The 22,250-nt window shown below is 71.9% G+C and carries 12 protein-coding genes; all 12 read left to right on the top strand.

Features of this window, described 5'->3' with window-relative positions; translation table 11 throughout:
- Window positions 1-11: 11 nt before the first annotated feature.
- The 12 genes from AC3WOE_RS03410 (at window position 12) to AC3WOE_RS03355 (ending at window position 22,232) form a co-directional block, all read left to right on the top strand.
- Window positions 12-1,616 (top strand): hypothetical protein, encoded by a 1,605-nt coding sequence (locus AC3WOE_RS03410; RefSeq protein ID WP_492688281.1) that lies wholly within the window; start codon window positions 12-14, stop codon window positions 1,614-1,616.
- A gap of 2 nt (window positions 1,617-1,618) precedes the next feature.
- Window positions 1,619-2,023, top strand: a complete 405-nt coding sequence (locus tag AC3WOE_RS03405; RefSeq protein WP_492688279.1) for a GPW/gp25 family protein — start codon at window positions 1,619-1,621, stop codon at window positions 2,021-2,023.
- A 5-nt stretch (window positions 2,024-2,028) separates the two neighbouring features.
- Window positions 2,029-4,293 carry a baseplate J/gp47 family protein gene (locus AC3WOE_RS03400; protein WP_492688278.1) on the top strand — a complete coding sequence of 755 codons (2,265 nt, stop codon included), beginning with the start codon at window positions 2,029-2,031 and terminating at the stop codon, window positions 4,291-4,293.
- 83 nt (window positions 4,294-4,376) lie between these two features.
- A complete protein-coding gene (locus AC3WOE_RS03395) occupies window positions 4,377-6,926 on the top strand; it encodes a phage tail protein (protein WP_492688276.1) in 2,550 nt (849 codons plus the stop codon).
- A 20-nt stretch (window positions 6,927-6,946) separates the two neighbouring features.
- Window positions 6,947-7,258, top strand: a complete 312-nt coding sequence (locus AC3WOE_RS03390) for a hypothetical protein (protein ID WP_492688274.1) — start codon at window positions 6,947-6,949, stop codon at window positions 7,256-7,258.
- An 8-nt stretch (window positions 7,259-7,266) separates the two neighbouring features.
- Window positions 7,267-7,500: a hypothetical protein gene (locus AC3WOE_RS03385; RefSeq protein WP_492688273.1), complete on the top strand. Its 234-nt coding sequence runs from the start codon at window positions 7,267-7,269 to the stop codon at window positions 7,498-7,500.
- Window positions 7,497-8,411: a hypothetical protein gene (locus AC3WOE_RS03380; RefSeq protein ID WP_492688271.1), complete on the top strand. Its 915-nt coding sequence runs from the start codon at window positions 7,497-7,499 to the stop codon at window positions 8,409-8,411. Before AC3WOE_RS03385 ends, AC3WOE_RS03380 begins: the two co-directional genes overlap by 4 nt.
- A gap of 14 nt (window positions 8,412-8,425) precedes the next feature.
- Window positions 8,426-10,309 (top strand): hypothetical protein, encoded by a 1,884-nt coding sequence (locus AC3WOE_RS03375; protein WP_492688478.1) that lies wholly within the window; start codon window positions 8,426-8,428, stop codon window positions 10,307-10,309.
- Between the two features lie 15 nt (window positions 10,310-10,324).
- Window positions 10,325-14,974, top strand: a complete 4,650-nt coding sequence (locus tag AC3WOE_RS03370; protein ID WP_492688270.1) for a hypothetical protein — start codon at window positions 10,325-10,327, stop codon at window positions 14,972-14,974.
- Between the two features lie 3 nt (window positions 14,975-14,977).
- Complete coding sequence (locus tag AC3WOE_RS03365) at window positions 14,978-16,288, top strand: hypothetical protein (protein WP_492688268.1); 1,311 nt, start codon at window positions 14,978-14,980, stop codon at window positions 16,286-16,288.
- Entirely contained in the window at window positions 16,285-18,240 is a 1,956-nt protein-coding gene (locus tag AC3WOE_RS03360) for an ATP-binding protein (protein ID WP_492688267.1), read from the top strand. The genes AC3WOE_RS03365 and AC3WOE_RS03360 overlap by 4 nt, the downstream gene beginning before the upstream one ends.
- A gap of 5 nt (window positions 18,241-18,245) precedes the next feature.
- Complete coding sequence (locus AC3WOE_RS03355; RefSeq protein ID WP_492688265.1) at window positions 18,246-22,232, top strand: eCIS core domain-containing protein; 3,987 nt, start codon at window positions 18,246-18,248, stop codon at window positions 22,230-22,232.
- The last annotated feature ends 18 nt before the right edge of the window (window positions 22,233-22,250 follow it).

Here is a 22,250-nt window from a genome sequence, read left to right as displayed (position 1 = left end):
TGGCAGCCGTCATGGACCCTCACACCCACCACGCCGTCGCCATGGGTGGCCCGTCGCGCCAGCATCCGCATGCGCCGGCCGTGCTGGTGGACATCGAGGCCGGCGATTTCGTCGCGGCCCTCAGCGACGCCATCACGTCCACGGCCTGGCCGCGTTTTGGCTGGCCCGCCACGCTGCCCATCGCCCGCCTGCCCGACCAGGCCCCGCCGCGCGCGCTGTTCCAGCCCATCCACCGGCGCTTCAACCTCATCCTCTTCGACACCCACTGCGAAGTCTTCGGTTCGCCGCGCCTGGACCCAAAGAAGATCGAGTCCAGCGGCTTCGTCGTGCGCCGCTGGGCCGGGCCTGACGATCTCAACGACCAAGCCCTGGCCGACCCGCATAACTGGCAGGCCTGGCAGGCCGACGGCTGGCGCGGCCTCCCCAATGCGGCCGCTTTCGACACCGACCCCGACCCGACCCGCCGCCCCGCGCCGCGCACCGGCAACCCCGGTGTCGATGCCCGCCTTGCCGCCCTGCGAAGCGTGCTGCCGGCCGAGGCCGTCAACCCGCTGCATGCGCTGATGCCCGATGTCTGCAATGCGGCCAGGCGCAGCCTGCTCTACGGCGTCGTGCCGACCAGCGAGGCCTTGCGAAAGCCCAGCAACGCCGCGGTGGACTACAGCGCCGCCCGCGCATCCGGCTCACTCGCGCGAGACAGCTTCACGGCCCATCTCTCGCCCTATCTGTCCCGTGCCAGCATCCGGCCCCTGCCCGGTGCAGGCTCGAGCTTCGACGCGACCTGGCTGAACGGCAGCGACCCGGTGGACGCCGCCGAACCGGACAGCGGCGACAGCGCCGCCATGCGCGAGCAGTTCGCCGCCTTCATCCGCCAGCTGGCCTTCGAGTTCGACATCAACGGCCGGGGCACGGACCTGCTGCCGCTGCTGGACGAACTGGCCATCGGCCGCAACATCAGCTCCCTGGGCATCACGACCCGCATCGCCGTCGGCGGCGCGGCCTTCCTGCAGGCCTGCGTGCGCGTCGCCACCGATGTGGATGCCGATGCCGTCGACATCCCCGACGACTTCGGCCCCGTGCCGGTCGGCTGGCTGGACCGCTTCACCAACGCCGCGTTGACCGTGCTCGAAGGCCGGGCCGCCGAAGCCCGCACGCTGGAAAGCCGCTTCGACGACGCGCAAGCGCTCTACGCCATCCGCGCCTTCGTGCGCGTGCGTGGCCAAGACGGTGACAGCGGCTGCCCGACCCGCCTGGTCTGGAGCGACATGACGCCCCTCTACCGCGTGGCGCCCTGGTATGCCTCCACCGGTACGCCCCAGGCCCGCATCGCCCTGCCGGCCTTCGACCGCGCCTCGCTGGCGGCCATGAAGCCCAACGTCGCCTTCGACGTGCCACCGGGCCTGGCCAACCTGCTGATGCGCAACAAGCCCGAGGACTTCATGAAGAAGCCCAAGGCCGGCAGCGAGATCGGCCTCGGCTGGCTGTGCTCCTTCTCGATTCCCATCATCACGATCTGCGCCTTCATCCTGCTCAACGTCGTGCTGTCGCTGTTGAACCTGGTGTTCTTCTGGCTGCCGCTCGTGAAGATCTGCCTGCCGGTCCCGAGGAAGAAATAGCCATGGCCCGCAAGCTCGCCCCCGAACTCTCGCCGCCCATCGGCTTCCCGCTGCTGGGCCGCCCCGACGCCGATGGCCGCTGGCCCTGGCCCGGCCTGGCGCGCAGCGTGGCCGATGGCCTTCGCTGCGTGCTGGCCACACGCCCTGGCGAATTGCTGATGCACCCCGACTTCGGTGCCGGCGTGCAGGACTTCCTGAACCAGCCCAACAACCTCACCGTACGCGCCCGCCTGCACGAGCGCATCACGGGCGCCATCACGCGCCTGGAACCACGCGCCCAGGTGGAGCGCATCGACGTGGACGAAGACCCCGATGACCCGCGCGTCGTCCACGTCGCCGTGCACTACCGCCTTCGCCGCACCGGCGAACCGCAGCGCATGGCGCTGGCCTTGACCCTGGGGAGCTGATCGCGATGCCGCTGCCCATCCCCCTGCTCGACGACCGCCGCGCCGACGACCTCGTCGCCGACCTGCTCGCCCGCATCCCGGCGCACACGCCGGAGTGGACCGACCCGCGTGTCGGCGACCCCGGCCGCACGCTGATCGAGCTGTTCGCCTTCCTCGGCGACGCCCTGCTCTACCGCGCCAACCAGGTGCCCGAGCTGCAGCGCCGCGTCTTCCTCAACCTGCTGGGCATGGGCCTCAAGCCGGCGCGCATGGCCCGCGGCCTGGTCACGCTGCGCCTGCCCGACGAGGCCCGCGAAGCCGTGGACCTGCGCGAGCGCGCCACCATCGCCCGCCCCGTGCCCTTCGAGACCGCCCAGGAGATCAGCGTCGCACCGGTCACTGGCGAGGTCTATCTGAAGCAGCGGATCAGCCCCGACGACCACCCCGAGCTGGCCGACACCCTGGCCCAGCTCGGCGCTCTCTACGGCGGCCGCACGCTGGATGCCTACCAGACCCAGGCCTTGTTCGCCGATGGCGCGGTCGACGCCGGCGTGGACATCGTGGCCGACAGCGTCGACGGCTGCCTGTGGATGGCCCTGTTCGCTCCCAAGCCGGCCCGCGGCGAGTCCATCACCGCGCTGCGCGACCGCTGCGTCCAGCAGCTGGCTCGCAACAGCGCCGGCGCGGCCCGCCTGCTCAATATCGGCCTGGTGCCGGCCCTGACCGTGCCCGACGACCAGGAGCTCGTCGGCGAGCGCGAGCGCATCGGCGTCAGCTGGGAAATCTCCGTCGGCGGCGCCCGCGCCACCGACTACCAGACCCTCGACCCCTCGGGCAACGACAGCACCGACGGCCTGCGCCGCGCCGGCGTCGTGCGGGTGCTGATGCCCGGCCCCGAGCTGATCGGCGTGGGCGACTCGGCCCGCGGCATCGATGCCGTGTCCGGCGTCGACGACGAACCGCCGCGCCTGGACGACCCCGACCGCGCCCAGCGCCTTGTTGCCTGGCTGCGCATGAAGCCCGCCGCCGGCGTGCAGCGCCTGTTGCTCAGCTGGGCCGGCCTGCATGCGGTGCAGATCGAACAGGGCGTGACCAGCCAGGGCCTGGTGGTGGCCCAGACCTCCGGACGCCCCAATGAGGTCATCACGCTGCCGATGCGCAATGTGCTGCCCGACAGCCTGCAGCTCGAGATCGCCGAGCCCGGCATGCAGTACGCGGCCTGGACGCGCGTGGACGACCTCGCCCTGGTCTCGCACCGCGCCGACCTGGCCCGCGACGCCCGCGCCTACGAGCTGGACCCCGAATCCGGCGAGCTGCGCCTGGGCGACGGCATGCGTGGGCGCCTGCCGCCGGCCGGTTCGCGGGTGCGCGTCGTCTCGGTCCGCTGCGGCGGTGGCCGCGCCGGCAATCTCGCAGCCGGCACATTGAAGGACATCGTCGCGACCAGCATCAATGCCAGTGGTTTGCCCGGCGCCACGGTCAGCAACCTCAAGCTGTCGCAACCGGTGGCGACGCAAGGCGGTGAAGACGACGAAGACGTCGACGCCGCCCAGCAGCGCATCCCGGCCATGCTGCGCCACCGCGAGCGCGCCGTGACGGCCGACGACTACGCCAGCCTGGCCCGGGAGACACCCGGCATGGACATCGCTCGCGTCGAGGTGCTGCCGCGCTTTGCACCGCGCACCCGCGCCTTCGGTATCCCCGGCGTCGTCGCCGTCATGGTGCTCCCGGGCACCGCCGGCGGCGAGGTCGGCATGGCGCCCAACCCGCGCGCCGACCGGCCGCTCATCGAAGCCGTCCACGCCTGGCTGGAACCGCGCCGGCCGCTGGCCACGGAACTCAATGTCATTGGCTGCGAATACCTGCCGCTGTCGGTCTCGGTAGCCATCACGCTGCGCGACGGTGCGCCGCGCGAGGAGACCCTGGCCGCCGTACGCCTCGTCATCCGCCGCCTGCTGTGGCCGCTGGCGCCCGGCGGTTTCGACGGCAATGGCTGGCCCCTGGGCCGCGCCGTGGCCGACCGCGAACTGGAGGTCGAAGCCGCCCGCGTGCCCGGCGTCAGCACCGTGGCCGGCGTCAATCTCTTCACCGGCGGCCCCGGCGCCTGGGCCCTGGCCGGCCGGGATGCCAACGGCCTGCAACGCGTCGCCCTCGCACCCTGGCAACTGCCCGAGCTGATGCAGGTGCTGGTCGAAGTGGGCAATGCGCCGGCCAACCGCCTCGGGCCTGATGCGACCTCCGGCGGCGGCACGACCCGCGTCGCGGTGCCCGTCATCGTGGACCTCTGCTGAGATGAACAAGCCCCCACGCTCACTTCGCACGCTGCCCCCCGAGGGGGTGCGTCAGCACCTTCGGACGGCCGGGCGGTACTGACATGGACGCCAACTCGCAACGCTTCTGGCTCTGGTCCCGACCCGAGGACTGGGCGCTGGCGGAAGGCTGCGCGATGGCGCCGCGCGACGCCTCGCATGGCGGCGTGGAGCAGGTCTTGTCCCTGGCCTCGGAGCTGGGCGTGGCGCCGGTCATCGACGGCGTTTCCCGCCTGACCAGCGCAGAGACCGAGCTGGCCATGCTGCCGCTGCTGCGCGACCGCTTCGGCTGCTATGCCCGCTGGGACTCGCGCCCCACTCCCGAAGGCCCGGGCGGATCGTTGATGGGCTTCGGCGCCTTCCCCGGCGAGGTGCCGCGCTATGCCACCTCGGCCCCCGGCGCGCCGACGGCCATGGCCCTCGATGCCGACGACCGCATCGTCTTCGCCTTCGCCGACCGTGTCGAACTCTTCGACCTGCGCGACCGCCACGACCCCGCGCGCCTGGAGCTGCCACCGGGGTTCACGCCCCAGGCCGTCGCCTGCGATGCCCGCGGCGGCCGCTGGCTGCTGGACCGCGGCAACCGCCGCCTCGCCGTGCTGGCCGGGACACCTTTCCCTGAGCGTGGTGACGTGGTTTACGACACCGGCACCTTCCGGCCCCAGCCCGAGAACGCCGACGACGCGCGCCTCGAGTTGCTGCCCGAGACCTTGCTCGATGCCAGCCTGCGTCCCATCGCCCTGGCCGCCAGCCCGCAGGGACGGCTCGCCGTCATCGCCTGGGGGCCGGACGGCGAGCTGAATCTGACCGTCATCGACGGCACGGAGCGCAAGAGCGCCGTCCTCGAAGGCGCCGAGTACGCGCATGCGATTGCCTGGCTGGACGAGGCCGAGGTCGCCCTGCGCGTGTCCGACCTGGCCGAGGCCCTGGTCTATCCGGCCGCCGCCGCGCCCTTGCAGAAGCCTCTCGGCCGCCGCTACCCGAGCGCCGACGCCGCGCCCGGCGGCTTTGTCGCTTCGCAGGACTGGCCACCCCATCTGCCCCTGGTGCGTCCGCAGGATGTGCCCGACGCGCCGGAAGGCGCCAGCTTCAGCCGCGCCCTCGTGCCGCTGTCCTGGCGCGGCTTCGCGGCCAGCGGCACGGCCCAAGGCCGCACCGTGGACACCCAGTCCCTCGACCTGGTCTGGCACCGCCTCTACATCGAGGCCATCATCCCGCCCGGCTGCGGCGTGCTGGTGGAACTGCGCGCCACCGACGAGGAGGCTTTTGGCGGCGCCTGGTGGCCGCACTGGTTCGGCGATGCCAGCGTCTTGCAGACCGATTTGCCCGCCGGTACACCGCGCGGCGCCTGGTTGGCCAGCCCCAGCGAGCTGCCGCACCACGGCAGCCTGCTCGGCTGCGCGCCGCAGGCGAATCGCGTCGGCCTGTTCGGCGCCCTGGTGCAGCGCGCCGGCATGCAGCTGCGCGAACTGCACGGCCGCCGCCTGCAACTGCGTTTGACCCTGCACGGCAATGGCCGCGCCACGCCGCAAGTCGCCGCCGTGCGCGCCTGGGGCGACCGCTTTTCCTATCTGCGTCGCTACCTGCCCGAGCTGTACCGCGACGACCCCGTCTTCGACCGCACGGCTGGCGGCGATGCCACGCGCCACGACTTCCTGGAACGCTTCCTGGGCCTGTTCGAAAGCGTGCTGACGCCGCTGGAAGACCAGGTCGCCGACGCCCGCGTGCTGACCGCCCCTTCAAGCACACCGCCCGACGCGCTGGACTGGCTGGCCCGCTGGACCGGCGAGCGCTTTCCGTCGCGCCTGCCCACGGCGCAAAAGCGCGCCTGGCTGGCCAACGCGCCGCTGCTGCGCCGGCTGCGCGGCACCCGCGGCGGCCTGGCCCTGGCCCTGGACATCGCCACCGACGGCGCCGTCAGCCTGGGCCGCATCATCGTGCTGGAGGACTTCCGCCTGCGCCGCACCCTGGCCACGCTGCTGGGCATCGACCTGGAACGCAGCGACGACCCGCTGCTGCCCGGCCTTGTCATCTCCGGCAATTCCTTCGTCGGCGACACCCTGACCCTGGGCGATGCCGACGACGCCCAAGCACGCCGCGAGTTCCTGGCGCTGTTCGGCGAGGACATCGACTCCGAAGCCGAGAGCGCGACCGTCGCCAGCGTCTACGAGCGCACCGCCCACCGCGCCACCATCCTGGTCCACGAAGGGCTGGATGACGAACTCATCGACATGGTGCGCAACCTGGCCGAGGAGATTGCGCCGGCCCATGTCCTCGTCAAGGTGATGGCGGCGCGCGAGCCCTTCATGGTGGGCATCGCCGCCCTGGTCGGTGTCGACAGCTATCTGCGCGCGCCCATCCCGCTGGAAGTGGCGCGCGTCGAGCTCAGCGGCATCGGCCGCGGCGACCGCATCAGCGGCGGCGGCGCGCTGGACTGGCGCCTGGACGACAGCAGCGGCCTGGTCGCCTTCGACGGTGCACCGCGCGCCCATCTGGACGCCGCTGCCATCGGCAGCCCCGGCGGCAACCTGCTGCTCGATGGCCGCCGCTCCGAACCCCCACCCAATGGCGTGATCGCGCGCTGGCGCTTCACGCGACTTTCCGACCCCGACTGAACCTTCCAAGGAGTCTCACCATGGCCAAGCTCGACATCAACGTCCCCTTCGAAACCGACCAGCCGACCCTGGTCGTCGAGGTCGATCCCAAGAACCCGCTGGCGCGCGGCCGGCATACCTTCCAGCTCGAGGTCATCGACGACTCCGGCAATGTCTCCCTGCCCGACAAGGTCGACATCATCGTGGCCGACCGCGAGCGCCCCACCGCCGTCATCGCCGGCCCGCAGATCGCCGACATCGGCAAGAACTTCCAGCTCGACGGCTCCAAGTCCTTCGACATCGGCGGCGTCATCAAGACCTTCCGCTACACCTATCTCGGCCCCGTGCGGTGAACCGCGCCATGGCCGTCTTGACCGTCGGAAAGCCACTGGATCAGGAGAAGCCGGTGCTGCTGGTCGAGAACAAGCTCGCGGCCGGCAAGCACCGCTTCACCCTCGTCGTCATCAACGACAAGGGCGTGGAGAGCGAGGCGGTCTCGCTGGACGTCAGCGTCAGTGCCGGCCTCATCGTGCCGCGCCGGCCTGTGACGCCCGTAACGCCGGTGACGCCCATTGACAGAGGACCGATCCCATGAATGCCCTCGATGAAGTCGATGCCCTGGAAGCGGCCGACCGCCTGGACCGGCCCGACCGGCCCTTCTACGACACCGGCGTGCTGCTGGGCAGCGACGACTTCCGCGACGAGCAGACCTATCACCGCTCGCGCCTGGCCCGCGCCCTGGCCTATCTGGCCGGCGCCGGCACGCTGATCGGCCTGAGGGCCGAAGCCGTCGCCAACGCGGCCGGCACCGAGCATGAGCTCAAGGTCGGCCCGGGTCTCGCCATCGACCGCCTGGGCCGCCTCATCGAAGTGCCGCGTGCCTGGTGCGTGCGCCTGGAGCCCTGGTTCGGCGCCCAGCCGGCAGACTCGCTGCGGGCCGCCCATGGTGCCCAGGGCGTGGTGGCCGACCTCTTCCTGCGCTTCACGCCCCAGGCCCGCGGCCGCACGCCCAGCTTCGCCCAGGGCGCCTTCGATGCCACCGACGCCCTGGTGCCCAACCGCGTGCGCGACGCCTTCCGCTTCGAGCTGGTGCTGAGGCCCGACGCCAAGGACGCGCCGGCCACGGACTTCCTGCCCCGCTCGCGCTTCCAGGCCGTGCGCGCCCTGGCCCCCGCCGATCGGCCCGACGCGCTGCGCGACGCCCTGCTCGACGGCTGGAACGACGCGACCAACCCGCATGCCCACGACCTGGCCCGCCCCGACGGCGAGACCCTGCCGCCCCTGCCCGAGCATGGCGCGGCGGCCGATGGTTCGGACTCGCTCGCCGACCCGACGTCGCTCTTCCTCGCACGCGTGCTGATCCCGACCGTCGAAGCGCCGGCCGCCGTGCCCGCCGGTGTCCGCCCCACGCCGGACTTCACGGCGCTGGACGCGGCCCATATCGACAACACCAGCCGCCGCTTCGCCTATCCGGCCGACGCGCTCGCTGCGGTGTTCGGCATCTGAACCGGAGACGCCTCATGGCCATCCAGAAAGCCCCCCAGGTCTCCTTCGGCGCCGCCAGCGGCACCCAGCGCACCGTCGTCAGCGTGGACACCGCCCGAACCCTGCGCGAGGCCAATCTGATGGTGGAAGAGTCGCACCGCGTGCGGCCGCGCTGGTTCGACGGCAAATTCCTGGCCGCGCGCGACCTGACCCGCGAACAGGCTTATTTCCTGGCCCGCCAGGCCGGCTTTGCGCGGGCGCTCGGCACCGGCGTGGTCGAGGGGCTGGAGGTCTCCCAGGGCAGCGTGGCGACCGAGCTGCAGGTCAGCCCCGGCTTCGGCTACACGACGGCGGGCGAGCTGGTCGCGCTGACCGGGCCGGTGCGCGTGTCCCTGGCCCAGCTCTTCCAGTTGCAGACCCTGGCCCAGCAGCTCAATGCCAAGACCAAGAAGCTGCTCGCGCCGCCGCTGCGCAACCGCACCGGCATCTTCGTGCTGGGCCTGCGCGCTCTGGAGTTCAGCGCCAACCCGGTCTCCAGCTACCCGACCGGTCTCGATGCGGAGCGCACCGTCGAGCCGGGCGACATCATCGAGGCCAGCGCGCTGACCCTGCACTATGTGGCCGACGCTCCCGCCGACCGCGTCGACGCCATGCGTGGCGAGCTGGCGCGCCAGATCTTCGTGCAGCAGGCCGGCCCCAATCTGCCGGCCGAAACCCTGGCCCTGGCCCTGGTGGCGCTGACGGGCGATACGGTGCGCTGGATCGACGTCCACCTCGCCCGCCGCACTGCCGGCCAATCGCATGCCGATGTGCTGGGCTTCGGTTTCGCGCCGCGCCTGCTGCGCGAGGCCCATCTGGCCCAGTACCAGGATCAGCTGGACGACGTGCTGAAGCGGCCCCTCGGCGCCCGCCCCAGCGCCGCCCAGTTCTTCTCCTCCCTGCCCGCCGCCGGCCCCCTGCCGGCGGCGGCCGTCAACACCGCGGACTTCAGCCAGAGCTGGCTGCCGGCCGGCATCGCCGCCGAGCTGACTCTGGTGCCCGAGGACGAGATCGCCATGCTGGTGGAGGAGTCGTTGACGCTGCCGCCCATCGACCTGCAACTCGCCGCCGAGGCCCAGGCCTCCACCTTCGTCAGCATCCTCGTGCCGGTGCCGCGCGAGGCTCTGGCGGCGCAGGCGCGCGCGCTGCAGCAGCGCCTGACGCGCGTCCTCGCCGTGCCCGCCACGCGCCTGCCCGTCAAGCGCTCGCCGCTCGAGTCCCTGCGCCTGCTGGAGAACACGCGGCTGGTGAAGACCGGCCTGTTCCCGCCGGCGCCACCCACCGACCCGGTCGACACCGCCTGGGCCAGCCTCGTCAACGCCCAGACGACGCTCTGGTATGCGCGCCGCCGCAACGTGGCGCTGCGGCCCGAGGTGGAAGGCGTGGCCGTGGCCGTGCTGAACGCCGGCCCCAACCCCGACCTCATCATCCGTGAGCGCTTCAAGGCGCTGGGCGAGACGGACCGGGTCGAGAAGCTGCTGAACCGCTCCGACTCGCTGGCGCGGGCCGAGGCGGTCAAGCTGCTGTCGGCCACCAAGTTCTCCGAGCCGCTGATGGCCCATGCGGCCCTGGCCCAGCTGGAAACGCACAAGACGCTGGATGAGGCGGCCGTCGCCGAGGTCGCCACGGCGCTGAACAAGCCCGGCGTGGCCGACGGCCTGGCCAAGCTCGCGAAACAACGCCCCGATCTTTTGGAAGACAAGGAGGCCCTGCACAAGCTGGCCGGCAGCGAACACCTGCTGGACATGGGCCGCACGCTGGCGCGCAGCAGCGGCCAGGAAGCCGAGCGCCTGACGGCCGACATCAAGGTGCCGGCACGCGGCAAGGCCAATCTCGACAAGCTGCTGGCGGCGCGCTTCACGCCCGCCAAGCCCCGCTGAACGGAGCGCACCACCATGGCCAGCGACCGCAGCACCCCCACCCTGGACGGCTCGCGCATCGTCGCGCTCAGCGTCACGCCGCCGGCCGGCAGCGCGCGCGGCCAGCGCCTGGCCCTGGACACCGGCGAGGTGGCCGTGGCCGTGCAGCCCCGGCTTTCCAGCCGCACCGCCCCTGACGGCCAAAGGCGCATGAATGCCTTTGCTGGCCGCGCCCTGACCGCGCCGCTTCTGGAGGCCGAGCAGAACCAGCGCGCCCGCCGCATCGCCCTGCTGAACCGGGCCCTCAGCGCCGGCGTGGTCGAGGGCCTGTCCCTGGCCTTCGACGACGATGCCATCGCGGCCATGGCGACCGCCGCCGCGCCCCTGCCGGCGGCCGGCCTGGATCTGGCCACGCCGCGGCGCGTCAGCATCGACACCGGCTCGGGCCTGAGTGCCGGTGGCGAGGAAGTCATCGTCCCCACCGCCTTCTCCTTCGACCTGCTGGACCTGCCCGTCGTCGCGCCACCCTGGCTGCTGTCCGACGCCGACCCGGCGCCCGCCATGCCGGCCGACGCCGACGGCAGCGTGCTCTTCGCCCGCGCCACCGGCCGCAGCCTGCGCGCCTTGCTGGCCCTGGGCCGGCCCCTGCCCCGGGTCGGCATCGTCGTGCTGGAGCCCATCGAGCACCGCGTCGTGCCGGGCGCCGATCCCTTCGACCAATGCGAGCGCGACCTCGACGCCGAAGCCTTCGAGGACCAGGTCAGGCAGGACGCCGCCCGTCCGGTCTTCTACGCCTGGCCCGACGAATGGCTGCCCCTGCCGGCGCCCGGCAACACCTGGCGCAATGCCCTGGCCCATGCCGTCTTCGGCCGCGAGGCCCAGCTCGGCAACAGCCAGTGCATGCCCTGGCATCGCAGCGGCGTGCCGCTGGCCCTGGTGGCCGTCAACACCGCCTGGCAGCCGCTGTTCGCCGACCGCGCCGCCGTTGCCCGCCTGGGCGGCCGCCCGCGCGCCGAGGCCAACGCCAGGCTTGGCGCCGGCACGCGCTTCCTCTGGCAGGCGCGCATCGACCAGTTCACCGAACACCTGACCGAAGCTGCCGTCGCGGGCGCCGACACCGCCGCCCTGGGCGACCAGATGCTGACCCTGCCGCCCGCCGGCCTGCTGCCCCGCGATGCTGTCAACGCGCGTGCGGCTCGCCAGCTCTTCTTCCCGTCGACGCTGGACGTGGTGGCCCTGCCTTTGCCCATCGAGCAGCTGGACCTGGTGCTGGAAGGCGCGGCCGGCCTCGCGCCCATCGACCTGGCCGTGCGCGACAGCCTCTGCGTCTACGTGCCCGTGCCGCAGACCGTCTTCGACCCCCAGCTGCTGCTGACCGAGGTCGCCGACGCCGACCACAAGATCGCCGACGCCATCGAGCGCCATGTCGACGACCGCGCCGACTGGCTGCGCCGCCGCCAGCGCCAGCGCCAGCAGCGCGAGGCCCTGAGCATCGCCGCCGAAGGCCCCGACAACACCGACACGGTGCCCGACCCGCAGGACGACCCGCTGCGCCTGGAGGAGGAACGCTTTGCCCCGCTGCTGCAGGCGCCACCAGGCCTGCTGCACCGCTCCGCCAACGTGCGCGGCCTGCACCAGCATTTCCTCGACCATGCCAGCGTGACCCTGGCCGTGCAGCAGGGCGATGTGCTCTATGCCTGGGTGCAGCTGGATCGCGAATTCCCGCCCCGCGAGCTGATGCTGCAATGGCAGGTGGCCACCAGCTGGGAACACCGCGCCTACTGGGGCGAGGACCTGATCGGCTGGGGCTTGGACGGCACGCCCTCGCGGCTGCAGCAGTCCACCGACAACCCGCCCATGGTGCCCACGCCCGGTCGCTGGCACCGGCTGGAAGTGCCGGCTGCCGCGCTGGCGCTGGAAGACATGACCGTCAGCGGCGTGAACTTCACCCTCTTCGACGGTCAGGCCCTGTTCGGCCCGGTGGGCGTGCTGCGCGACGGCGTCGAGACCGTCTGGCTGGACCAGAAGACGCTGGACTCCGGCAGCCAGCTCGGCGAGGGCGAGTCCTGGGATTTCGTCGTCGCCGGCAATGCCGACACGGCCTTCGAGAGCGCCTACGACACCAGCCTGGACGCCAACGGCGGGCGCGACTCCACCGAGCTCCAGACGCTGCTGGCCGACCCGCTGATCACCGGCCGCAAGCTCGCCCCCATCACCGGCGATGACAGCAAGCTGACACCCACCGAGGCCGATGCCGCCAAACGCGGCTTCCAGACCCTGGCCGCGCTGATCCAGGCCAATGGCCTGCGCAAGACCGTGGCCGACCTGTCCAGCCGCATCGACGAGGCCGACGACGCCGTCAACCTCGGCTATCTGCGCGTGCAGACCGACATGTACCGCCTGCGCCAGACGGTGCTCAAGACCTCCCAGGCCAGCCGCTTCGCCGTGTCGCCGGCCCTGACCCAGATCGCCGACCTCGACAACGCCAGCGCCACCCGCGAGCAGCTCTCCGACTTCTATGGCACGGTGAAGAGCCAGACCCAGCTGACCCGCCCCGATGGCGCGACGGCGCCGCCCATCTTCCCCATCCGGACTCGCACCGGCATTGCACCGGTGCCCATGCCGCGCGGCATGGCACGCGCAGCCGCGGCGCCGACGGCGCAACGCGCCGCGGCCTTGAACGTCAGCAGCAATGTCGGCGGCATCGGTGCGCGCATCGGCGGCTTCATGCCGCCGGCACCCGCGCCCATCCGCGTCATCGGCACGCCGATGGTGCCGATAGGCCCGATCGCGGGCCTGACGCCGGTGGCCGGCGTCGTCGGCGGATCCACCGGCGGCGTCATCAACGCCGGCAACATCGGCGCCCTGCTCGGCAACCAGGCCAGCCTCGACGCTCGCTTCAACCTGGCCGGCCTGGCGCCTCTCGCGCCGGTACCGACGCCGCCACCGCCCCCCAGTGCCCTGGTCACCGACGCCTCGGCCCTGACCGGCAAGGCCGAGATCCGCACCACCTCCATCGCCTCGCGCCTGGAACGCCCACGCGCCATCGAAGCCAAGGACTTCACCGTCGCCACCCGCCTCGAGGTCATCAGCAAGCTGGCTTCCCTCGGGCTGGACCTGGACGAGCTGGAGGTGCCGGGCATTGCCGAGAAGCAGACCGTGGGCGGCGTCGTCAAGGAGTTCGATCCCGGCGGCCAGCCGCTGCGCGCCGCACCCATCAAGCTCAGCGCGCTGCGCATTCGCTTCGCCGACCTCAGCTTCGACCCCGACCCCGAGGACAAGGCCCGCGACGAGTCGGCCTATTTCCTCGGCGGCGTGGACCTGTCCGACCACACCATCGCCGTGCTGCGCGCCGCCGAAGGCATCGTGCGCAAATACCGCGACGCCCTGGCCCTGTGCCAGAAGTCGCTGACGGCCATCGATGCCAGCCTCGCCGGCCTCGCCGGGCGCCTGGCCCTGGTGGAGCGCGAGCTGGCCGAGTCGCGGCAGGACGTGGCCACCGCGCGCGCCCTGCTGGCCGAGGACGAGCAACGCGCCGCCGCGTTGAACGCCTCCCGCGATGCGACCATCGAGGAGAACGTCAAGTTCCTCGCCTTCGCGCGGGCGCGCGTCGGCAGCCGTACCGTGGCCCTGCCGTCGCGCGATCTCTACTCGGCCCTGGAACCCGACGCCGTGCCCGCCTGCCTGGCCGAGCACGACGACCCGCCCGGCGACGTGGCGGCCATGATAGGCATCGTGCGCCAGGCGCCGGTCGACTGGTTCCCGGCCATGCGCGCCCACCTCAGCCTGCTCGACACCCACTTCGTCGCCGACCGCCTGCTGACGGCCCTGCCCGCCACGACCGCCGCCATCTCCACCACCAGCGTCAGCGCCCTCACGCTGCTCAACGGCCTGGCCGGCACCGCCAGCCAACAGATCAGCTTCAATGCCGTGCGCGCCCAGGCCGAAAGCGTCAGCCTGGCCCGCAGCGAGGCCCTGCCTTTCGCCAACGTCGCCCTGGCCTCGGCCAGCCTGGGTCTGGTGGGCAAGATAGCCCTCATCGCCAAGAGCGCCTCGCTGGCCGATCTGGCTGCCGCCAATGCCGAGCGCAATCTGCTGAACCGGCGCGTGACCGAGGAACTCGCCCGCATCGCCCAGGTGGCGACCTGCCTGCATGCCCGCCTGTCCACGGTGAAGGCCGGCATCCGCCTGGACTGGGCCGAGCGCTTCAGCCAGTTCGACAGCGTCGGCGACCTCGGCGACCTGTCCGCGCTGCCCCACTTCGCCGAACTGGACCGCGACGACCGCGAAGACATCCACGACCTCGCCTCCTGGCTGCGTCGCCGCGTCGATGCCAGCCAGCCGCGCGCCGTCGCGCTGATGGCGGCCCTGGTGCGCGTCTGCGTGCTGGCCGCCAGCCACAGCCCGGCCGGACAACTGCTGACCGGGCGGCTGTTGCGGCCCATTCCCATCCACCCCGGCGTGCGCTTCGAGGTCCAGCCCTCGCTGCCCGAGCGCCTGCGCGTCGGCATGAAGGTGCAGTTGATGGACCCGGTGCTCAACGCGTCGCTGGGCGCGACCCGCATCGCAGCCCATGCCGTCGTGGCCGACATCGTCGGCGGCATTGCCCATGTCAGCGTCACCCAGACCGTGCAGGCCGGCTTCACGCCCAGCGCGCGGTCCACCGTCAATTTCCTGCTGGCCTGAACCATGGCTGCGGCCGACCTCACCGTCCAACGCCTGCGCCTCAGCGCGCCGCGGCCGGCGCCCGGCCTGCTGCCCAGCGTGGAGGATGCGCTGCGCGTGTCGTCCAAGCCGGCGGTCCTGCTGAATCGCTTCGTGCTGGTGCGTCGCCTGCGCCTGCGTGCGGCCGCAGGTGCGAGCGCGCAGACCTTGGCTTTGCAGTTGGAGCGGGCGTGGCAACAACTGGCGTCGCAGGCCCAACCGATGGAGCTGGCCGGCGATGCGGCGCAGGCCGTGTGGGCACCCAGCCTGAGGGTGGCGCGGCAGATGCTGCTGCAGCGCTGGCTGCGGGGGAAAGCGACCGAGGCCTGGTATTGGAAGCAGATTGCGCCGCCGCAGGTCGAAGAGCAAGCCTGGCCGGCGCGGGCCGTGGCGTTGATGCTGATGGCGAACGAGGAAGCCGCAGTGGCTGTCACTGCGTTCAGCGAGCAAAGGCAGGCTGAGCAGGCGCGTTCGCTGCTCGCCTTGATCGCGCACCATCGGATGGTGGCGCCCTTCATTGAAGCGATCGACGAAGCGCAGGCGCTCGCCGTGCTGAAGGTGGTCGACGCAGCGGATGCACCGCCGGGGCTGGTGCAGCGACCTCCCCACGCGGCGGCATCCGACGCACGCCCAATGGCGGCCCGGGCAAGATTGACGCAGGTCATCAAGACCTTGTCGCCGGGCAGCGAAAGCCCTACCCTCGAACGACGGGCCATCGACTCCAGCGCTTTGACGCTTGAGCTGATCGAGTCGCCAGGCTTGATCGAAGGCGCCAGCGAGCCGGCTCGCGATCTGCCTCGAAGCACCGAGGTGCCGGGGGCCCCAGCGATCACATCGCGCGCCCTCGAAGCGTCGGCGCTTGATGCCGACCTCCACCACGGTCTGGTCAGTCCCTGGTCCGGTCTCTGGCTGTTGCTGCCTCTGCTGTTGCGCCATGGCCTGGATGACGCCGACGACCCGCTGGCCGCCTGGGCCGGCGCCCTGCGCGCCGCCTGCCAGCGCTTCCTTGTCCCGGACGACGATGCCCTTCATGCCGCCATCGCCGGCCTCGACCTGCCGCCGGCCCAAGACGTGCAGTGGCTGCGCACGGCCCGCCTCGCCGCCATCGAGGACGCGCGACTGCCGCTGCTGCGCATCGCCCGCCGTCGCGGCTCGGCCTGGGTCTCGCCGGAGCGCATCGACATCGAGTTTCCAGCCGCGTCGCTGGACCTGCGCATCCGCCGCGCCGGCTTCGACATCGACCCCGGCTTCGTCCCCTGGCTGGGCCGCATCGTCCACTTTCACTACCCCTCATGAACCCCGCCGACCTGCCGCCGCACTTGACGATGCGCCCGCGCGACTTCGGCCTCGCGGCATTGGGCGCGCTGTTCGTCCATCCCGGCGACCCGGCCGCCGCGCCCGAGGAACGCTTGCTGCGCGACGCCCTGGCCGCCGCCGGGGGCGAGGATTGGCGCGTCCATGCGCTGGCCGGCATCGAACGGGATGAGCCGCTGGCCCGGGCCCGCGATGCCTTTGGCCTGAGCACCGTCGAAACCCTGGCCCTGGCCCTGGTCGCCGCGGTGGAGGACGACCCGCTGGTCGGCCGCGTCATCGCCTGGATGCAGGCGCCGCAAGCCCAGCCTCGCCCCGCGCTGGCCCTGCTGGCCCGCGCCCTGGCGCCTCTGCACGAGAGCTACTCAACCGCCGATCCGCAACGCGGCGAAGCCGCCACGCTGCATGCCCTGGCCTATGGCCGCGCCATGCGCCACGGCCTGCTGCAGGCCGAGGAAGCCCACGGCCTTCGCCCGCTTTGCGAAATGACGCCACGCGTGCCCGCGCCGATTGCCGCCGCCCTGGCCGGCGTGGCCTGTGATTGGCCCGGTGCGCCGTCGCCCGCCCTCTGGCCCGTGGCTGCCGTCCCTGCCCTCGACACGGCCCTGGCCGCCTGGTCCCGCGACCTGGCGGCCATGCCGCGTTCCGGCCTCGTCATCCGCAGCGCCGCGCCTCACGAGGCAAGCGGCCTGGCCACCGAACTGGTACGCCGGCTCGGCAGCGAACCCGCCTGGTTTGCGAACTCGGAAGCCCTGCCGCCCGGCGCCGAAGCCTGGCTGATCCTGAGCGGCCGCGTGCCCGTTTTCGAGATCGACGGCGCACCCGGCGCCGTGACCACGCTGCCGCCGCTGGCCATCTATGACGGCCCGGCCCTGGTCGTCACCGGCCTGGATGGCGGCGTGCGCCGCGACGGCCCCATGGCCGACTGGCGCGTGCCCTTGCCCGACGCTGCCACGCGGACCGCGCTTTGGCAGGCCGCGCTGACGGACGAGGCGCTGGCCACCGAAGCTGCCCAGCGCTACCGCGCCGGCTATGCCCAGATCAGCGACCACGCCCGCCTGGCCCGCCTGCTCGGCGCCGGCCAGGCGACGGGCGACAGCCTGCACCGCGCCGCGTTGATGACGCCATCCGGCCGCGCCCTCGATGCCCTGGCCCAGCCGCTGAGCGAGGCCGTGCCCGACGAGGCCCTGGTCGCCAGCCCGCAGCTGCGTGCCGAACTGGAGCGCATCGCCCAGCGCTGCAGGCAGCGCGAGACCCTGCACGCCGGCCTGGGTGCCGCGGCCCTCACGCGGGCCAGCGACGGCGTGCGCATGCTGTTCACCGGCGGCTCCGGCACCGGCAAGTCCCTGGCCGGGCAATGGCTGGCGCATCGCCTGGGCCTGCCGGTCTACCGCGTCGACCTGGCGGCCATGCTGAGCAAGTGGATCGGCGACACCGAGAAGAACCTGGCCGAGCTGCTGGCGCGCGCAGAGCATGCCGATGCAGTGCTGCTCTTCGACGAGGCCGACACCCTGTTCGGCAAGCGCACGGAGGTCGCCAGCGCCAACGACCGCTTCGCCAATGCCCAGACCAACTACCTGCTGCAGCGCATCGAGACCCACAGCGGCATCGTCGTGCTGACCAGCAACAGCCGCGCCCGTTTCGACCCGGCCTTCGCGCGGCGGCTGGACTTCATCGTCGACTTCGTTGCACCGGATGCGACGGCGCGGCGCAGCCTCTGGCAGGCCCATCTCGGCGAGGCCAGCGACTGCAGTGCCGCCGACCTGAACCGCCTGGCCGCCCTGGGCGACTTCGCCGGCGGCCATGTGCGCAATGCCGTACTGGCCGCCGCCGCCCAGGCCCGAGCCCGCGGCGAACGCATCGTCTACGCCGACATCGCCGACGGCCTGCGCGCCGAATACCGCAAGCTGGGCCGCAGCGCGCCATCTGACCTGTAGCCACCATGCAGGCGCGCACTGCCACCGCACGCACGCCCAAAGGCGCGGCCAACCGCGGACCGCCTCGCGCTGCCAACTCCAAATCGTCGCCTGCCGGCCTGCCACGCTATCTGCAGGACAAGGCCGGCCGCGGCCAGCCCCTGCCGGCGCCGGTGCGCGCCGAGATGGAAGGCCGTTTCGGCGCGCCGCTGGCCGATGTGCGCGTGCATGCCGACGGCGCCGCCGCCGCGTCCGCCGAAGGCCTGGGCGCGCGCGCCTACACGGCCGGCAACGACATCGTCTTCGGCGCTGCCCGCTACGACCCCGAAAGCACAGAAGGCCGCGGCCTGCTGGCGCATGAACTCACCCACGTCGTGCAGCAGCGCAGCCCGGCCGCGCCGCCCACGGCGCAGCGCAGTGCGGCCGACGGCGGCGCCCACCATGACAAGGCCGAACGCGAGGCCGAAGCGAATGCGAAGCTGATGGCCAGCCGCGCGCCGCTGACCGCCAAGGAGGCGCCGACCACCGGCGTGCAACGCTCGTGGGCGGGCGACGCCTGGGACAGTGCGACCGGCGCCGTCAGCGACGCCGCCGGTGCGGTGGTGGACGCCGGCTCGGCCGCCGTCGACGCGGTGGGCGACGCCATCGGCGCCGTCGCCATGCGCCTGGTGCGCGAGGTGGCGCCCAGCCTGGTGCCCGTCATCGAACGCGGCCCCATGGCCCTGCTGCGCGACATGGTGTCGTCGGCCCTGGAGGGCCTGACCGCGGTGCTCAATGCCCTGGATCCCAGCGGCACGCTGACGGCCATGCTCGGCGTCTTCACCGGCCTGGTCGAGCGGGCCGCCGGCATTGCCGCAGCCCTGATCTCGGGCGACTGCCAGCCGCTGCTGAACGCCATCGACGAGCTGAAGACCTTCGTGACGGAGGTGGCCGGCGAGGCGTGGGACCGCTTGACGACCTTTCTGCAGCCCATCGGCGACTTCTTCAGCGATCTGTGGAATGGCTATGGCGCGCCGGCCATCGAGTGGCTGCGCAACAAGGCTGGCGCCGTGTGGGCGCGCATCGAGGCCTTCGGCACCGACATCTGGAACTGGACCGCGCCCATCCGCAATGCAGTGGGCGACGCCTGGGGCTGGGTCAAGGAGCAGCTCTTCGGGCCCGAGGAGGCAGGCAACGGCGACAGCTCCGGCGGCATCGTCGGCTGGATCACGACCAAGGCCGGCGAGGCCTGGGACTGGGTGAAGGAGCAGACCGCGCCGGTCTGGCAGCCCATCGCCGCCACCGCGCAGAAGGTGGCTGACATGCTGCCGCCGCCGTGGATGCGCAACTTCGGCCAGCAGATGCAGCAGATGTCCACGCAGCTGAACGCCTCGGCCACGGCCATGCAAGGCGGCGACGGCGTGGCCGAGAACCGCGACACCCTGGCCAGCGTGCTGCCGTCGGTGACCCAGGTGATCGGCACCGTGCGCAACGTCATCGTCGAGGCCGGCGGCTGGGTGTCGACCAAGGTGGGCGCTCTCGGCGGCGCCGTGACCTCGCTGATGGGCAGCCTGCGCTCCAGCACGCTGATGGCCATGCTGGCCAACGCCCTGGGCTGGCTGGAGGACGCGGCCCTGCGCCTGGTCAGCTGGGCGGACGAGAAGGTGCGCGGCCTGTTCGACTGGCTGCTGCAGGGCTTCGACGCGCTGACGCCCTTCATCGAGAACGCCGTGGGCGTGGTGCGGCGGCTCATCGGCGTGGTGGGCGACCTGATGCGCCTGCCCCAGCTCATCCTGTCCAGCGTCTGGGAGGCCATTCCCTGCTGCATCCGCGAGCCGATTAAGAACTTCGTCTTCAACCAGATCCTGGCGCGCATCCCCGTCTTCGGCCAGTTCTTCAGCGACCCGACGCTGTGGCCGCGCGTGCAGGCCACGGCCCTGCGCATCTTGCGCCAGGTCTTCGTCGACGGCGACCTGGCCGGCGCGGCATGGACCTTCTTCCAGTCGGTGCTGCGCGTGCTGGGCCTGCCGCCCGAGCTGGTGGTGCAGGTGCTGGCCAAGGCCGCCGCGGCCATCGGCGACATCCTGACCGATCCGGTGGGCTTCCTCATCAACCTGCTGGGCGCCGTCAAGGCCGGCTTCGGGCGCTTCTTCGACAACATCGGCACCCATCTTCTGAACGGCGTCAGTGGCTGGCTGTTCGGCCAGGCCGAGTCCGCCGGCATCACGCCGCCGACCGACTTCTCCATCGCCTCCATCTTCAGCTTCGTGCTGCAGGTGCTGGGCATCACCGTCGAGCACATCTTCGAGCGCCTGGAACGCAAGCTCGACCCCGGCACGGTGAGGCGGCTGCGCCAGATCATGAACCTGGCGACCGGCGCCTGGCATTTCCTGTCCATCCTCATCACCGAGGGACCGGCGGGGCTGTGGGTGGAGATCCAGAACCAGCTGTCCAACCTCTGGGACCGCGTGCTGGACGGCGTCATCAGCTGGGTCACCGACGCCATCATCGGCCGCGCAACGCGCTGGCTGATGAGCCTGCTGGACGTGACCGGCATCATGCCCGTCATCAACACGCTGGTGGCCGTCTACAACGCCATCGAGTCCTTCGTGCAATACCTGCGCGAGATGCTGGAGATCGTCTCGCGCGTGCTGGACGGCATCCTGGACATTGCCCACGGCGCCATCGACGGCGCGGCCGGCTTTCTGGAGGATGCGCTGGACCGCGCCATGCCGGTGGCCATCGGCTTCCTGGCCAACCAGTTCGGCCTGGGCAATATCGGCGAGCGCATGCACGAGCTGCTGGAGACGGTGCGCGAGCTGGTCGACCAGGGCATCGACTGGCTGATCGACCGCGCCATCGAGCTGGGCCAGGCCTTCATCGCGATGGCGCGGCGCGGCGTGGAAGCCGTGCGCGACGCGGTGGTGGGTTGGTGGAACCGCCACTTCGCCTTCACGGACGAGAACGGCGAAGGGCATGAGCTCTATTTCACCGGCGAAGGCGCCAGCGCCCAGCTGACGATCGCGTCGACGCCTCAGTCCTTCACCGCTTTCCTCGACGCCCAGGAAGTCGGTGCCAGCGCCACCAAGCAGGGCAAGATCGCGCGCGCCCGGGCCCTGCACACCGAGCTGCTGCGCGTGCAGCGAACGGCGGCGCCCGCAGCGGCGGACGGCTCGGCCACCGCCCCCGGTGCCAACGCCGAGGCCGAGGTGGTGTCGCTGACCACCCAGCTGGCCGACCTGGCCAAGGAGATCATGGGCGGCGGCGCCGGTGCCTCCACCGCGCCGGAATACGGCAACCTGGAATCCGGCATGGGCCGCTCGGCCACCGTCGAGCGGCTGACCGCCGTGCATGCGCCGGGCAGCGAGCCCAGCGTGTCGGGCGGCCTGTGGGAGGCCCTGGGGCGGCGCCGCCACGGCGGCTCGACCTACTACATCATGGGCCATCTGCTGAACCACCACCTCGGCGGCACCGGCGCGTCCTGGGCCAACCTGACGCCGCTGACGCGATCGGCCAACAGCAGCATGTCGGCCGGCTTCGAGGAGCACGCCAAGACGCGTGTGCACGGCTCACCGTCGGTGCCATTGCGCTTCGAAGTCACGGCCCATTTCGGCCGCGATGCGCGCACCGCCGATCAGGCCCGGCTGCGCGCCACCGGCAACCCGGACGACGCCGTCATCGCCGACATCATCCAGGCGGAAAGGGCCGTGCCGTTGACCGTGACCGGCACGGCCACCGACCTCTCGACGGGCCAGCCTGGCGCCCAGGTGCCACCGCTGAGCCTGACCAACACCGTCGACGAGAACGTGGACAACTACGCGCTGTCCGACGCGCCGCGCGCGCCGGCCTATGTGAGCGAGATGTCGCCGGCCGAGCTGATGCGCCTGCCCAACATGAACGCCGCCATGGCGCAGAGCATCGCCGCGGGCGGGCCGTATCGGACGCGACAGCAATTCGATGCCGCCGCGGCGCCGAACAACTGGGACAGCGTCGTCGCGACGACCGCCTTCCGCCTGCGCCTGTACCGGCGCTGAACCCGCACTGGAGCTGGC

Source organism: Roseateles sp. FW305-36 (assembly GCF_058787015.1).
This window is presented reverse-complemented; position numbering and strand designations above follow the sequence as displayed.

What these genes read in the sequence shown, in the direction of transcription:
- AC3WOE_RS03390 (WP_492688274.1), top strand. Translation starts at nt 6,947, where the DNA reads ATGGCCAAGCTCGACATCAACGTCCCCTTCGAAACCGACCAGCCGACC.
- AC3WOE_RS03365 (WP_492688268.1), top strand. Translation starts at nt 14,978, where the DNA reads ATGGCTGCGGCCGACCTCACCGTCCAACGCCTGCGCCTCAGCGCGCCG.
- AC3WOE_RS03395 (WP_492688276.1), top strand. Translation starts at nt 4,377, where the DNA reads ATGGACGCCAACTCGCAACGCTTCTGGCTCTGGTCCCGACCCGAGGAC.
- AC3WOE_RS03360 (WP_492688267.1), top strand. Translation starts at nt 16,285, where the DNA reads ATGAACCCCGCCGACCTGCCGCCGCACTTGACGATGCGCCCGCGCGAC.
- AC3WOE_RS03385 (WP_492688273.1), top strand. Translation starts at nt 7,267, where the DNA reads ATGGCCGTCTTGACCGTCGGAAAGCCACTGGATCAGGAGAAGCCGGTG.
- AC3WOE_RS03375 (WP_492688478.1), top strand. Translation starts at nt 8,426, where the DNA reads ATGGCCATCCAGAAAGCCCCCCAGGTCTCCTTCGGCGCCGCCAGCGGC.
- AC3WOE_RS03410 (WP_492688281.1), top strand. Translation starts at nt 12, where the DNA reads ATGGACCCTCACACCCACCACGCCGTCGCCATGGGTGGCCCGTCGCGC.
- AC3WOE_RS03400 (WP_492688278.1), top strand. Translation starts at nt 2,029, where the DNA reads ATGCCGCTGCCCATCCCCCTGCTCGACGACCGCCGCGCCGACGACCTC.
- AC3WOE_RS03380 (WP_492688271.1), top strand. Translation starts at nt 7,497, where the DNA reads ATGAATGCCCTCGATGAAGTCGATGCCCTGGAAGCGGCCGACCGCCTG.
- AC3WOE_RS03370 (WP_492688270.1), top strand. Translation starts at nt 10,325, where the DNA reads ATGGCCAGCGACCGCAGCACCCCCACCCTGGACGGCTCGCGCATCGTC.
- AC3WOE_RS03355 (WP_492688265.1), top strand. Translation starts at nt 18,246, where the DNA reads ATGCAGGCGCGCACTGCCACCGCACGCACGCCCAAAGGCGCGGCCAAC.
- AC3WOE_RS03405 (WP_492688279.1), top strand. Translation starts at nt 1,619, where the DNA reads ATGGCCCGCAAGCTCGCCCCCGAACTCTCGCCGCCCATCGGCTTCCCG.